General features: G+C 55.6%; 13 protein-coding genes. 11 read left to right on the forward strand and 2 right to left on the reverse strand.

The features are described 5' to 3' along the window. Window positions 1–159: 159 nt before the first annotated feature. Window positions 160–1,764: an EAL domain-containing protein gene (locus N438_RS24995; protein ID WP_008807274.1), complete on the forward strand. Its 1,605-nt coding sequence runs from the start codon at window positions 160–162 to the stop codon at window positions 1,762–1,764. On the opposite strand, the gene soxS is transcribed toward N438_RS24995, so the two are convergent. Beyond that, entirely contained in the window at window positions 1,749–2,078 is a 330-nt protein-coding gene (gene soxS, locus N438_RS25000; RefSeq protein WP_004151738.1) for a superoxide response transcriptional regulator SoxS, read from the reverse strand. The genes N438_RS24995 and soxS overlap by 16 nt on opposite strands. Window positions 2,079–2,162: 84 nt before the next feature. On the opposite strand from soxS, the gene soxR reads away from it, so the two are divergent. The 4 genes from soxR to N438_RS25025 all read left to right on the forward strand — a co-directional run bounded on the left by soxR (window position 2,163) and on the right by N438_RS25025 (window position 7,083). Then, window positions 2,163–2,621 (forward strand): redox-sensitive transcriptional activator SoxR, encoded by a 459-nt coding sequence (gene soxR, locus N438_RS25005; protein ID WP_004206331.1) that lies wholly within the window; start codon window positions 2,163–2,165, stop codon window positions 2,619–2,621. A gap of 259 nt (window positions 2,622–2,880) precedes the next feature. Further along, on the forward strand, window positions 2,881–3,549 hold the full coding sequence (locus tag N438_RS25015; RefSeq protein WP_116696572.1) for a glutathione S-transferase: 669 nt from the start codon (window positions 2,881–2,883) through the stop codon (window positions 3,547–3,549). A 390-nt stretch (window positions 3,550–3,939) separates the two neighbouring features. Beyond that, window positions 3,940–5,289: an NCS2 family permease gene (locus N438_RS25020; RefSeq protein WP_008807272.1), complete on the forward strand. Its 1,350-nt coding sequence runs from the start codon at window positions 3,940–3,942 to the stop codon at window positions 5,287–5,289. Between the two features lie 147 nt (window positions 5,290–5,436). After that, on the forward strand, window positions 5,437–7,083 hold the full coding sequence (locus N438_RS25025; protein WP_012543172.1) for a Na+/H+ antiporter: 1,647 nt from the start codon (window positions 5,437–5,439) through the stop codon (window positions 7,081–7,083). A 162-nt stretch (window positions 7,084–7,245) separates the two neighbouring features. Here the strand turns inward: N438_RS25025 and N438_RS25030 are convergent, their stop codons facing one another. Then, a complete protein-coding gene (locus N438_RS25030) occupies window positions 7,246–8,127 on the reverse strand; it encodes a LysR family transcriptional regulator (RefSeq protein WP_008807271.1) in 882 nt (293 codons plus the stop codon). A gap of 105 nt (window positions 8,128–8,232) precedes the next feature. Here N438_RS25030 and N438_RS25035 point away from each other — a divergent pair, with 105 nt between their 5' ends. From N438_RS25035 to N438_RS25060, 6 genes are all read left to right on the forward strand, one after another. Beyond that, the gene (locus N438_RS25035; protein ID WP_072125057.1) at window positions 8,233–8,640 is read left to right on the forward strand and encodes a CidA/LrgA family protein; all 408 of its coding nucleotides are present in this window, start codon (window positions 8,233–8,235) and stop codon (window positions 8,638–8,640) included. Further along, a complete protein-coding gene (locus tag N438_RS25040; protein WP_012969151.1) occupies window positions 8,637–9,326 on the forward strand; it encodes an LrgB family protein in 690 nt (229 codons plus the stop codon). Before N438_RS25035 ends, N438_RS25040 begins: the two co-directional genes overlap by 4 nt. Before the next feature lie 510 nt (window positions 9,327–9,836). Further along, window positions 9,837–10,394 (forward strand): fimbrial protein, encoded by a 558-nt coding sequence (locus tag N438_RS25045; protein ID WP_165818820.1) that lies wholly within the window; start codon window positions 9,837–9,839, stop codon window positions 10,392–10,394. A gap of 60 nt (window positions 10,395–10,454) precedes the next feature. Next, window positions 10,455–11,144 (forward strand): fimbrial assembly chaperone, encoded by a 690-nt coding sequence (locus tag N438_RS25050; protein WP_032691118.1) that lies wholly within the window; start codon window positions 10,455–10,457, stop codon window positions 11,142–11,144. Continuing rightward, window positions 11,098–13,677: a fimbria/pilus outer membrane usher protein gene (locus N438_RS25055; RefSeq protein WP_023296900.1), complete on the forward strand. Its 2,580-nt coding sequence runs from the start codon at window positions 11,098–11,100 to the stop codon at window positions 13,675–13,677. The genes N438_RS25050 and N438_RS25055 overlap by 47 nt, the downstream gene beginning before the upstream one ends. 36 nt (window positions 13,678–13,713) lie before the next feature. Beyond that, window positions 13,714–14,265 (forward strand): fimbrial protein, encoded by a 552-nt coding sequence (locus N438_RS25060; protein ID WP_044613841.1) that lies wholly within the window; start codon window positions 13,714–13,716, stop codon window positions 14,263–14,265. Window positions 14,266–14,276 lie beyond the last annotated feature (11 nt).

Below are 14,276 nucleotides of genomic sequence, written 5' to 3' on the forward strand. Positions count from 1 at the left end.
TCTTTCGAATACCTGATAAATAAGTATTATTCAACACCACCAGCTGAAAAGCTGACGCCCTGAAGGGCTGGCAGATATCTGCTGATGTCTATCGCAGTCGCGATTGCTAACGTGTTCGGGCTACCTTAATTAAGGCATATCGCATGGATGAAAGCGTAAATGGCTGACAGTGCGCCGCATAAGGCGCTCAGACTTGTCGGAATGGGGCTGGTTATTTTATTGCCGGTGATGTTGGCATTGTGGTTTGCCCAGCTGCGGGCCAAAGCCGAAACCATTGATCAATTGCACTCATTTTCGCAGCTGGCGCTGCAAAAAACAGAAATGGTCATCCGGGAAGCGGATCAGGCGCGGTTTAAAGCCAGCCAGTATCGTGGTGAGCTATGCTCAGCGGAGCACCAGCGTTATTTACTGCATATTGTTCGCGGTCTGCTGTATGTAGAAGATCTGATCTACGCCAACGGTCAGCGCTTTATCTGTTCAACGTCCGCTCATCCCGAGACCGGCTGGCGGATGCCCGCGGCGAATTACACCAAAAAGCCGGATGTGGCGATTTACTACTATCGGGATACGCCGTTTTACCCGGGCTTTGCCATGAATTATATGCAGAAGGGGCCCTATGTGGTGGTGGTCAACCCCTACTCGTTCAGCTCGGTGATTGCCAGCGACCGCGATTTAGCCTATGGCGTTTTCGATACTAAAACCAACCTCTTTTTCTCGCTGAGTAATAATGTTGAGCCCGCCGAACTCCAGGCGTTAATTCGCGAAGGTGATGCTTTTTTTAATCAGAATGGTCGGGTGTATACGATAGCCCGCTCCGCTATCCGGCCGATCGCGGTCATCATGTCCACCTCCCGGGCCAGCTACTACCACAACTTCTGTGACCAGGCGAGCCTGACGCTGCCGCTGGGGATCATTTGCAGTATTTTACTGGTGCTGGTGTGGACACGAACCCGCCGCCAGTATCACTCACCGCGCAATATGCTACAGCGGGCTCTGAGCTGCCGCCAGCTGCGGCTGCACTACCAGCCGATTATCGATATTAAAAATAACCGCTGCGTCGGGGCGGAGGCGCTACTGCGATGGCCGGGGTTTGATGGCCCGGTGATGAACCCGGCGGAGTTTATCCCGCTGGCGGAAAATGAAGGCATGATTGCCCAGATCACGGACTACGTGGTGGACGAGCTGTTTTATGAAATGGGTGAGTTTCTTGCCAGCCATCCGCAGCTGTATGTGGCGATCAATCTCTCTGCGTCCGATTTCCACTCGGCGCGGCTGATTTCCCAGATCAGTGAGAAAGCGCACAGCTATGCGGTCTGCATCGGACAGATCAAAATCGAAGTGACCGAGCGCGGGTTTATCGACGTGGCGAAAACGACGCCGGTGATCCAGGCGTTCCGCGAAGCAGGCTATGAGATTGCGATCGATGATTTTGGTACCGGCTACTCGAATCTGCATAATCTGCACGCGCTGAATGTCGATATCCTCAAAATCGATAAAACCTTCGTTGATACGCTGACCACCAACAACACCAGCCATCTGATCGCTGAGCACATCATCGAGATGGCGCGCGGGCTGCGTTTAAAAACTATCGCGGAAGGGGTGGAGACCCCGGAGCAGGTAAGCTGGCTCTACAAGCGCGGCGTGCAATTTTGTCAGGGCTGGCTGTTTGCGAAAGCCATGCCGGCGCGGGAGTTTATGCAGTGGTTAGCGAATGCTCCCACGCCCATAAGCAGGCCTCAGCCGCCGCGTCACGCGGAGATCTGATGGCGGTAGTCGCTGGGAGTGCGGTCGAACTCGCGGCGGAACACCCGGGAGAAGGTTTGCTGCGAGACGTAGCCCAGATCCATCGCGATATCAAAGATAGGTCGCTGAGTGGTTCGCAACGCTTCCGCCGCCAGCAGCAGGCGGCGCTGACGAATATAATCACCCAGCGTCTGATGCATTACGGTACGGAACATCCGCTGCAGATACCATTTCGAGTATCCTGACTTTCTGGCGACTATATCAATGTTAAGTGGTTGATCGATATGTTCATCAATCCATTCAATCAGTGTTTGAATAATATCCTGATGGGACATAAAGCGGCCTCTCTCAATTCTCGATTCGTCGTTTTGTCTGCGGGCGAGTATAATTCCTCAAGTTAACTTGAGGTAAAGCGCTTTATGGAAAAGAAATCACCCCGCATCAAAATGCTGCTGACGCCCGGGGAAGTGGCAAAACGAACCGGCGTGGCGGTCTCGGCTCTCCATTTTTATGAGAGTAAAGGCCTGATCCATAGCCAGCGGAATGCCGGCAACCAGCGGCGCTACCGGCGCGATGTCCTGCGCGCGGTGGCGATTATCAAAATTGCGCAACGCATCGGCATCCCGCTGGCGACCATCGGCGACGCGTTTGGCGTACTGCCGGAAGGGCACAACCTCAGCGCAAAAGAGTGGAAGATGCTGTCATCGCAGTGGCGTGAGGAGCTGGACCGGCGTATTCATACCCTGACGGCGTTGCGCGACCAGCTCGACGGCTGTATCGGCTGCGGCTGTTTATCACGGCGCGACTGCCCGCTGCGCAACCCGGGCGATAAGCTGGGGGAAGAGGGGACCGGCGCCCGGCTGCTGGAAGAGGAGTAATAAAACTAAAGCGCCACAACTGGGCGCTTTAGTTGTTTTCCGGTCTTTGTCTTTCGCATTATCTCGCTGGTTCACGAGAGGGTTTCCCCCGACATCGACGTCCCTCAGTATTGCGCAATCTGTTGATGGAGGTTCCGGTTTGCGTCGACACTTTAACTATGGCAGCTGCTGCCATTTTTTCCTTACTATTTTGCCGAAATTTTCCCGGCAATGAGCGCCTGTTCCTATAGTTAATTTGAACAAACCACGGGAGAGGCCCATGCTGACGGTACACCATCTTAATCAATCACGATCGCAACGCGTACTGTGGGCACTGGAAGAGCTGCAGCTGCCTTATCAGATAGTCCGCTATCAGCGGGAAAAGTCGATGCTGGCGCCGGCGGCGCTGAAGAAAATCCATCCGTTGGGGAAATCGCCGGTGCTGGAAGACAACGGCTATGTGCTGGCGGAGTCCGGGGCCATTCTCGAGTATTTGCAGGAGACCTGGGACAGCGGCGGGCTGCTGAAGCCGCAGGCGATAGAGGACAAACTGCAGTACCGCTTCTGGCTGCACTATGCCGAAGGCTCGCTGATGCCGCTGCTGTTAATGAAGCTGGTGTTCGCCAGCCTGGGTAAACCCCCTGTGCCCTTTGGCGTCCGCTCGCTGGGCGCCCTGCTGGGCAAGGGCATTCAGAAAGCGTGGCTGGATCCCCAGCTGGCCACCCATGCGCGGTTTATTGACGACCATCTTGCCACGCGGCCATGGTTTGCCGGCGAGCGTCTAAGTATGGCCGATATCCAGATGAGCTTCCCGGTGATGGCGCTGTTGGCGCGCGGTGGCGTGCATGACCTTGTCCATATTGAGGCCTGGCGACAGCGGGTGGAGCAGCGTCCGGCCTGGCAGCGGGCCATCGAGCGCGGCGGTCCCTTCACCTTACCCGGCGCCTGAGGTATCAGCGGATCCGATGACGCCGACAAATGAAAGCAACTCACTAAAAATTTGTTAGCGGATTGCGCATAGACGATAACGTTTGCGCATCGTCTGGTTATTTTCTGCTCGTCATAAGCGAAATTTAGCGAAATACGATAAACATCGGTTGAAAAGGGTTATCTAAAGGCCGGATAATCGTTTGCCTTTCTGTTTTGCTCCCTCTTTTTTCTGCTATCCAGGGGGAGGAGATAAGGTTGACACACCGTAGTGTATGCGCGGAGTTAAACGTTTGCTTTTTTGCAGCCCCCCTGGCGCTGCGATTCGGTACAAGGAGATCGCGTTTAACTGGCAGTGGAGGGTCCACCACGCATATCAACGAACAATAAAAATTTTCAGGGGAAGTTTTCTATGTCTACGCCTTCAGCGCGTACCGGCGGTTCATTAGACGCCTGGTTTAAAATTTCGGCGCGCGGTAGCACCGTGCGTCAGGAGATTGTTGCAGGTCTTACTACCTTTCTGGCGATGGTTTACTCCGTCATCGTGGTGCCGGGCATGCTCGGTAAAGCGGGCTTCCCGCCGGCCGCGGTGTTTGTCTCGACCTGTCTGGTGGCGGGCGTTGGCTCGCTGGTGATGGGGTTATGGGCAAATCTGCCGATGGCTATCGGCTGCGCCATTTCGTTGACCGCCTTCACCGCCTTTAGCCTGGTGCTGGGGCAGCAGATCAGTATTCCGGTGGCCCTCGGCGCAGTATTCCTGATGGGTGTCCTGTTCACGGTGATTTCCGCGACCGGCATCCGCAGCTGGATCTTGCGCAACCTGCCGCAGGGCGTGGCGCATGGTACCGGGATCGGGATTGGCCTGTTCCTGCTGCTGATCGCCGCCAACGGCGTTGGTCTGGTGATCAAAAATCCGCTGGACGGTCTGCCGGTGGCGCTGGGCAAATTTGCCAGCTTCCCGGTGGTGATGTCGCTGATTGGCCTCGCGGTGATCATTGGTCTGGAAAAAATGAAGGTGCCGGGCGGTATTCTGCTGACCATTATTGGCGTGTCGATTGTGGGCCTGATTTTCGATCCGAACGTCCATTTCTCCGGTATTTTCGCCATGCCATCCCTGAGCGATGATAAAGGCAACTCGCTGATCGGCAGCCTCGACATCATCGGCGCGCTGAACCCGGTCGTGCTGCCCAGCGTGCTGGCGCTGGTGATGACGGCGGTCTTTGACGCCACCGGTACTATCCGCGCGGTGGCCGGCCAGGCAAACCTGCTGGACAAAGACGGACAGATCATCAACGGCGGTAAAGCGTTGACCACCGACTCCCTGAGCAGCGTCTTCTCCGGTTTAGTTGGCGCGGCGCCAGCGGCAGTGTATATCGAATCGGCGGCGGGTACCGCGGCTGGCGGTAAAACCGGTCTGACCGCGGTGACGGTCGGTGTCCTGTTCCTGCTGATCCTGTTCCTCTCCCCGCTCTCTTATCTGGTACCGGCCTACGCGACCGCGCCGGCGCTGATGTACGTCGGCCTGCTGATGCTGAGCAACGTGGCAAAAATCGATTTCAACGACTTCGTTGACGCGATGGCTGGCCTGATCACCGCGGTGTTTATCGTGCTGACCTGTAACATCGTGACCGGCATCATGATCGGTTTCGCTACCCTGGTGATTGGCCGTCTGGTCTCCGGCGAGTGGCGCAAGCTGAACCTCGGTACGGTAATTATCGCCGTGGCGCTGGTGGCGTTTTACGCGGGCGGTTGGGCGATTTAAACCCTTCGTGCTCCTCACGGGCGGCTCAGGCCGCCCGTTTTATTTTTAAGCCACATCCTGTTTCCATTTGCGTTAATCTGGGTAGCGTATGATTCACAGGCACGACGCCTCACAGGTATAAAAGAAAACGCAGCAAACAGGGAACACATGGAAATATTCTTTACCATCCTCATCATGACCCTCGTGGTCTCACTGTCCGGGGTAGTGACGCGTGTACTGCCCTTTCAGGTTCCACTCCCACTGATGCAAATCGCCATTGGCGCGCTTCTGGCATGGCCGACCTTCGGTTTGCACGTTGAATTTGATCCAGAGCTGTTTCTGGTCCTGTTTATCCCGCCGCTGCTGTTCGCCGACGGCTGGAAAACGCCGACCCGTGAGTTTATTGAACACGGGCGGGAGATCCTTGGTCTGGCGCTGGCGCTGGTGGTCGTGACGGTGGTCGGCATCGGCTTTCTGATCTACTGGATTGTGCCTGGCATTCCGCTGATCCCGGCGTTCGCGCTGGCGGCCGTACTCTCGCCGACCGATGCCGTGGCGCTCTCCGGCATCGTCGGGGAAGGGCGGATACCGAAAAAAATCATGGGCATTCTGCAGGGGGAGGCGTTAATGAACGACGCCTCTGGTCTGGTTTCGCTCAAGTTTGCCGTCGCGGTGGCGATGGGCACTATGGTCTTTACCGTTGGCGGCGCGACCGTAGAATTTCTGAAGGTGGCGATCGGCGGCGTGCTGGCCGGGTTTGTGGTGAGCTGGTCGTATGGCCGTTCGATGCGTTTCCTCAGCCGCTGGGGCGGGGATGAACCCGCCACGCAGATTGTCCTGCTGTTCCTGCTGCCGTTTGCCTCCTATCTGATTGCCGAACATATCGGTGTCTCCGGTATCCTGGCGGCGGTGGCGGCGGGGATGACCATCACCCGTTCCGGCGTGATGCGTACCGCGCCGTTGGCCATGCGTCTGCGCGCCAACAGCACCTGGGCGATGCTGGAATTTGTCTTCAACGGCATGGTCTTCCTGCTGTTGGGCCTGCAGCTGCCGGATATCCTCTCCAGCTCGCTGGTGGCGGCGGAAGCTGACCCCAACGTCGAGACCTGGATGCTGTTTACCGACATCATCCTGATCTATGCCGCGCTGATGCTGGTGCGTTTTGGCTGGCTGTGGTCGATGCGTAAGCTTAGTCAGCGCTTCCTGAAGAAGAAACCGATGGAGTTTGGCTCCTGGACCACCCGCGAGCTGCTGATCTCCTCTGTGGCCGGGGTGCGCGGGGCGATTACCCTCGCCGGTGTGCTCTCGATTCCGCTGTTGCTGCCGGACGGGAATGTTTTCCCGGCGCGCTATGAGCTGATTTTCCTCGCCGCCGGGGTGATCCTGTTCTCGCTGTTCGTCGGGGTGATAGCGCTGCCGATCCTGCTGCGCCACATTGAATCCAGTGACAACGTGCAGCAGCGGAAAGAGGAACGGCTGGCGCGCGCAGCGACGGCAGACGTGGCGATTGTGGCGATCCAGAAGATGGAAGAGCGGCTGGCGGCAGATACCAAAGAGAATATCGATAACCAGCTGCTGACCGAAGTCAGTTCGCGGGTGATCGGTAACCTGCGCCGCCGCGTCGATGGTCGTAACGACGTGGAAACCTCTATGCTGGAGGAGAGTCTGGAGCGTCGCTTCCGCCTGGCGGCGCTGCGCTCTGAACGCGGAGAGCTGTATCATCTGCGCGCCACCCGGCAGATCAGTAACGAGACGCTGCAGAAGCTGCTGCACGATCTCGACCTGCTGGAAGCGCTGTTAATCGAAGATCAATAACCTGTAATCCGGATAGCGCGACGCTTATTCGGGCTACTGGCGAGACTGCAGTAAATGTGTCGCCCCGGTAAGCGTTAGCGCGACCGGGGGAAACCCGGGCAGCGGCGCAAGCGCCTGACCCGGGCTACCCATTCCTCTGCGAAACGCGTTGTCACCAGGGAATTATTCCAGCCAGAACGCTTTACTGCACGCCAGCCAGGCCTCAGCGCTGCGCGACATATACACGCCCTCCCGCCAAATCATCCCCAGCTCCCAGCGCAGCTCGCTTTGCAATGGGATCCAGCAAAAGTTCTGCGGGTCGAGACGCTGGCAAATCGGCTCGGGCAGGATCGCCACGCCAATGCCGGCCTGCACCATCGCGGCGAGAAAATCCCACTGGCCGCTGCGCACCGCGATACGCGGCTTTACGTCATGCTCGGTAAACAGGCGCATCAGCTGCTGGCTGAGGGCAAATTCTTCGTTGTAGATGACCAGCGGATATGCCGCCAGCTCGGCCGGCGAGAGCGAGGTCACGCCCTCCCACGGCGCGGTTCTTGGCGTCAGGACGCACAGCGGGTGGTTGAACAACGGCAGGGTGGTGAGGTGGCTACCCTCTTCGATGGGCAGGGCGGTCATCGCCATATCGAGCTCGCCGTTGCTGACCGCCTGCTGGACCGTCAGGCCGCCAAACTCGGCGATTTTCAGCTCGACGCCCGGGTAGCGCTCGCGGAAGCGGCTGATCGGCTCCGCCATCAGCATTCCGACCATCGGTGGAATGCCAAGCCGCAGCACCCCTTTATGCAGGTGGTTGATATCGCTCAGTTCTGACTCCAGCTGGCTGAACTCGCCAAGGATCGCCTGGCCGCGTTCAAAAACAACGCGCCCGGTATCGGTGAGCAGCAGTTTACGGCCATCGCGGATCAACAGCGTGCAGTTCAGTTCATCTTCGAGATTTTTGAGCATCTTGCTGATGGTGGGCTGTGTGACGAACAGCTTTTCCGCCGCGCGAGTAAAACTCTGCTGACGAACCACTTCAACGAAATAGCGCAGCGTTCGGATATCCATAATTATTCCCTGAGACTATACCTGCGATGATTTTAATTCATTTCTGTCCGCTTCTGCGGCTCTCTATACTGCACCCCTGACTTCTTTTTTTCAGGAATATCGCTCATGGCCTTCGCGCCAGCTCGCGTTGCCCCCGCCGTGGCGCAGCGTCTTCAAATCCCGCTGCAGGTGCTTCTTTATGTCGGGTTATTTATTTTTGCGCAATATCTGGTGAACAGGTGGCAGGTACCCCTGCCGGCTAACCTGGTCGGCATGGTGATGCTCCTGCTGCTGATCGTCTGCCGGGTGATCCCCTTGAACTGGGTTCGCGCCGGCGCCCGCTGGTTGCTGGCGGAGATGCTGCTGTTTTTCGTCCCGGCGGTGGTCGCGGTGGTCAATTATACCCAGCTGCTGATGGTTGATGGCTGGCGGATTTTCCTGGTGATTGCCTTAAGCACGCTGATGGTGCTCGGCGCCACCGCCTGGGTCGTTGACAAGGTCTATCGTTACGAAGTGAGCCGGCTAAAAAAATGAATGATGTCATGCTGAGCGTCCTGTGTCTGGTGGCGACGCTGGGTCTCTATTACGCCAATAAAAAACTGTATCGCCGTTTTCATAAACTGCCGCTGATGCCGCTGGTGTTCACGCCGATCCTGCTGGTGCTGATCCTGGTGCTGGGCCATATCTCTTATCAGAGCTATATGGGAGAGACCCACTGGCTGCTGTGGCTGCTGGGCCCCGCCACCATCGCCTTTGCCGTCCCGGTCTATGAAAATGTCGCGGTGATCAAACGCCACTGGATGTCGCTCAGCGCCGGGGTGGTAACGGCGGTGGTGGTGGCGGTGACCAGCTCCGTATGGCTGGCGCGCGGATTGATGTTGTCTGATGAAATCCAGCGCAGCCTGGCGGTGCGCTCGGTGACCACGCCCTTTGCGCTGGCGGCGGCGAAACCGCTCGGTGGTCAGCCCGATCTGGTGGCGCTGTTTGTGGTGATCACCGGCGTCTTTGGCATGGCGGTGGGGGATATGCTGTTTTTACGCCTGGCTATCCGGGAAGGGATGGCGAAAGGAGCCGGGTTTGGCGCGGCTTCCCATGGTGCCGGGACGGCGCGCTCCTATGAGCTGGGCCAGCAGGAGGGCGTGGTGGCCAGCCTGGTGATGATGCTGTCTGGCGTAGTGGTGGTGCTGGCGGCGCCGTTAGTGCGCTGGCTGCTGTTTTAGCGTTCTCGTGTAACCGGTTGTTATGAAATATTGAGGGGCGGAATAGTTGTGAACTATTTTCGCCCCTTTTTGTTTATGCCGGTTATTGGTCATCAGAAAAGATTAAGGCAATTCTTATTACCATCCTCTCTTTGTAACTAAATATTTCATAATCAATGCTGATCTAATTATATTGCGAATGATGTATAGGCTTTTTATTATCTCTAAGAATTTTATAAGTTTGTATCGCTATGATTTCAAAGGAACTTCATCTTATTTTTCTCATTTTTTAAGGCGATTTGTTTAAAAATCAATTTTTACATTAATAATTGAGCTTTTACCCTCTGTTCGTTATTCTTTTTACGCGGGCTTGTATTATTGAATGGATTCAAATGCTGGTCGTTTATTTATGTATAATATTAATTATCATAAATCATATGTCACGTAAATGTGTATGTGACGCCGCGCGGATGCAAATTCATTCTCTAATATATCTGCATAAAACAATTGACGGACTGATTGTCGTTTATAATGGATATGGGAATAAATATGAAGATGAGTAAAAAAATTCTGGCGGGTGCCCTGATTTTCTCTGCCTGCAGCGTGCTGTCTACCGTTGCTCAGGCCGATAACACCATTACTTTTAATGGTGTTGTTTCCGATACGACCTGTACGGCGACTATTGACGGAGGCGTAATGGCTATTGATATGGGCACCACCTCAGTGGCGGATCTGAAAGCGTATACCTTCGGCGCTGCCAAGAACTTCTCCTTTAGCTTAGCCGATTGCCCGACCGCGGAAGACGGTGGCAACAGCATCGCTCGCGTCACTTTTGGCGGTGTTTCCGATACCGCGAACAGCGATTATTTTAAAAACCAGGCGACTGATGAGCCGGCAACCGGTGTTGCTGTGGCCCTTTTCGACGAAGCGGGTAAGGTGATGAAGAATAATGAAGAGGGTTCGGATGTCGATATTTCTTCCGGTGCCGCAACCATTCCATTCACCGTTAAAATGGTGAAGTCGGGTGATACCGATCCGACGAAAGGTACCGTTCAGACAACTGTGACTTATAACGTGACTTATTATTAATTCGGCGTTTTGTTGAATGGAGAAAGGGGAATCGTCTGCTATTCCCCTTTAATTAAACGTATGAGATATCCTTTTTTTGTGGTCGGTTTTTTGCTGTCTTCCTCTATTGCGCAAGCCAGCGTGGTCGTGGGCGGCACGCGTCTGGTGTTTGATGGTGCGAAAAACAACGCCGTCATCACGGTTGAGAATAAAGATCAGAGCAGCAATATCGTCCAGTCCTGGCTCTCGGTGGTGGATGCCGCGTCGCCAGCCAAAGACGCGTTTATTATTACGCCGCCGCTGTTCCGTCTCAAAGCCGGAGAGAAAGGATTCGTGCGCGTTGTCCGCTCAGGAAAAAAATTACCCGACGATCGCGAGTCGATGTTTTGGCTCAATATCAAAGGGATCCCGGCAACGGAATATGTCCCGGATAAAAATGTGGTGCAGTTTGCCATCAACTCGAAAATAAAATTGATTTATCGACCTGCCGCGTTAAAAGGCAATACACCGGAATCGTATGCCGAAAAATTACAGTGGGGAAAAGCGGGGGACTCGGTGACGGTAAAAAATAACTCACCGCTGTATATGAATTTTTCCCAGGTTAGTCTTAACGGGAAAAATATTTCTGGCGCATGGTTTGCTGCCCCATTTTCTACTTTAAAAATACCCGTGCAGAGTACCTTGTCCGCGACAGGGAAAAAAGAGATCACATGGAGCGTGATTAATGATTATGGTATGTCAGGGAAGAAATATACCGCTATCATTCAGTAGCGTTGAGCTACTGTTTTCAACCAAAAGTATCTGCGTCGCTATTGTTTTGTGCCTGAGTACCTTGTCTTCTCGCGCTGAGGCCGGTGAATATTTCAACCCGAATTTACTCGAAGTCGCCGAGGATCCTGCGGCTTCGGTGGATCTGTCCTATTTTTCGCAAGATGGCGTACCGCCGGGCACCTATCATCTGGATGTTTACATCAATGATAAGTATGTCAGTTCAGAATCGCTGACCTTTCAGGAAATTGGCCATGACGCAGGCGCGACCGCTTCTCCCTGTCTTTCCGCGGAGTATCTGAATTCGTGGTTGATTAATACCACCGCCTATCCCCAGCTGTTCGCGGCAGGGGAAACCTGTGCCCGGCTGACGGCGATCCCCGGGATGACATTTTCGGTGTCTCTTGCCCAACAGCGAATCGATTTTACCGTTCCGCAGGCCGCGATGCTGAATCGCCCAAGAGACTATATACCGGAGAGCCAGTGGCAGCAGGGGATCAACGCCGGTCTTCTCAACTATAGTGTCACCGGGCAGCACAATGCGCCGCGGCATAATGGCGCGACCGTAGACAGCCAGTTTGTTAGCCTGCAGCCTGGGGTGAATCTGGGGCCATGGCGTCTGCGCAACTACAGCACCTATAGCCACAGCGACAACAGCAGCCGCTGGGAGTCGGTTTACTCGTACCTTGCCCGCGATATTCACACCCTGCGCAGTCAACTGGTGGTCGGTAATACCTATACCTCTTCCGGCATCTTCGACAGTGTGAGCTTTACCGGCCTGCAGCTCAGTTCGGACAAAGAGATGCTGCCGGATAGCCTGCATGGCTTTGCGCCGACGATTCGAGGGATCGCGCGCACCACCGCGGAGGTCTCGGTTTATCAGAATGGTTACAGCATTTATAAAACCACCGTCGCTCCCGGCGCCTTTGAGATTAACGATCTGTATGCCACCGGCAGCGCCGGCGATCTGTACGTCACCGTTAAAGAGTCTGACGGCAGCGAGCAAAACTTTGTGGTGCCTTTTGCCTCGCTGGCGGTCCTGCAGCGCGAGGGCCAGCTGGACTATGCGCTGAGCAGCGGCAGGACGCGCTCAGGCAGCTCCGACGATAAAGAATACAACTTTATTCAGTCTTCCCTGGCCTATGGCGCCACCAGTAACTTTACTCTCTATACCGGCTTTCAGCAGGCGGAAGATAAATACACCAACCTGCTGTTAGGCGCTGGCTTTAACCTTGGCACCATCGGCGCGCTGTCGTTTGACGGCTCTCAGTCGTGGGCCGACGTGAAAACCAGCGATACGGCCTCGTCAACCCGCAAAGAACAGGGGCAATCGTATCGCGTCCGCTTCAGCAAAAGCTTTCTGCAGACGGGCACCAGCTTTTCCGTGGCCGGCTATCGCTACTCCACCGCGGGATACTATTCGTTTCAGGATTTTGTCGATAACGCCTCCACGCAGCGCGACTGCTGTACGCAGAGCGGCAGAACGAAAGGCCGGTTTGACGCTTCGCTGTCGCAGACGCTGTTCGGCTATGGTTCGCTCTCGCTTTCTCTGGTCAATGAAACCTATTGGGACAGCTCGCGCATGGAGTCGGTAGGCGTGGGCTATAGCGGGTCGATTGGCAGGGCCTCCTACTTTATTAACTATTCCTATAACCGCAATGTGCAAAGCACCGATGACAGCGGCAATAACCGGCCGGCCAGCGATACCATCGTCTCCCTGACGCTAAGCATCCCGCTTGGCGAGACGCTCTCGGCGAATTACACCTTGAACCATGGTCGGCATAACGACACCACGCACAGCGTGGGGCTCAATGGCTCGGCGTTCGAGGATCGCTCTCTCAACTGGAGTCTCCAGGAGGGTTACAACACCCAGGATAAGAGCACCTCCGGCAACCTCAGCGTCAATTATCAGGGAGCAAAAGGCGATGTCGCCGGCGGCTATGGCTACGACCACTACAGCAATCACTACAATTATTCGCTGCGCGGCGGCATGGTTGCTCACGCGGGCGGGCTCACGCTGTCGCGCTTTCTGGGTGAGAGTGCTGCACTGATCGAAACGCCCGGCGTCAGCGATGTGCGGGTGCAGGGCCAGACCAACGTGACGACGGATGCCGCCGGGTATGCCGTCGTACCGTATGTTCGCCCTTACCATCGCAACAGCCTGGCGCTGGATGAACAGCAGATGGCTGGCGCCGAGGTGGATAACGTCGCCAGAACGGTGGTCCCAACGCGCAATGCAATCGTCAAAGTGCAGTATGACACCCGAATTGGCTATAAGGCGATGCTCACCCTGCGTACTCGCAACGGTGTGGTGCCTTTCGGCGCGCTGGTGACACTTGATAATGATCGCGCCAGCGCGGCGCGCAGCAATATTGTCGGCGATGAGGGGCAGGTGTATCTCACGGGGCTGCAGAAAAAAGGCCAGCTGTTAGCGCGCTGGGGGGAGAAAAGCAGTGAGCAGTGCACCGTTCATTACGACTTCTCCAGCATGGCTCTTGGCGACGATATTCTGTTCTATCAGGCCGAATGCCGGTAATGGATGCAGGTTTTCAACATGGAAGAAGGGGCTGATATGAATATGCGAGACGGCAGCACAAGGGGCATCCTGGTGGCCAGCCTTTTGCTGCTCTCCCTTCCGGCGCTGGCTTATGAAGGCAGCAGCACGGTCAATTTTAACGTCACGGGCACCATCGAAGCGCCTTCCTGCGAGGTGGCCGTGGAACCGTCGAACAGTATCGATTTAGGCACCGTCTCCTCGCAGACGTTCTCCGGAAATGCCGGGTCGAGCGGCGCCAGCGTGCCGGTTAAGCTGGTCTTTTCCAGTTGTTCCGCCGATGCGTCGGCGGTAACCATCGCATTTAGCGGAGCAAAATTCGATAACACTTACACCTCGGTTTATAAAAACTTCCGCACAGGCAGCGACGGGGCCAGCGGCGTCGGTATGCAACTTCTCACTCTTGCCGATCAGCAGCCCCTCGGGCCTGGCGACCAGTATCTTTATACCTTTGGTGACCGTGCCGACGTCCATATCTTCAATATGGTAGCACGCATGTTTTCGCCCTATGGCCAGGTAAGGCCGGGGATTGTCGGCTTTACCGCCACGTTCGATGTGGCTTACAAATAACGTTTCGACAG

The sequence above is a fragment of the Klebsiella sp. GL120222-02 genome, from assembly GCF_003097195.1.
Classification (GTDB): domain Bacteria; phylum Pseudomonadota; class Gammaproteobacteria; order Enterobacterales; family Enterobacteriaceae; genus Klebsiella; species Klebsiella variicola.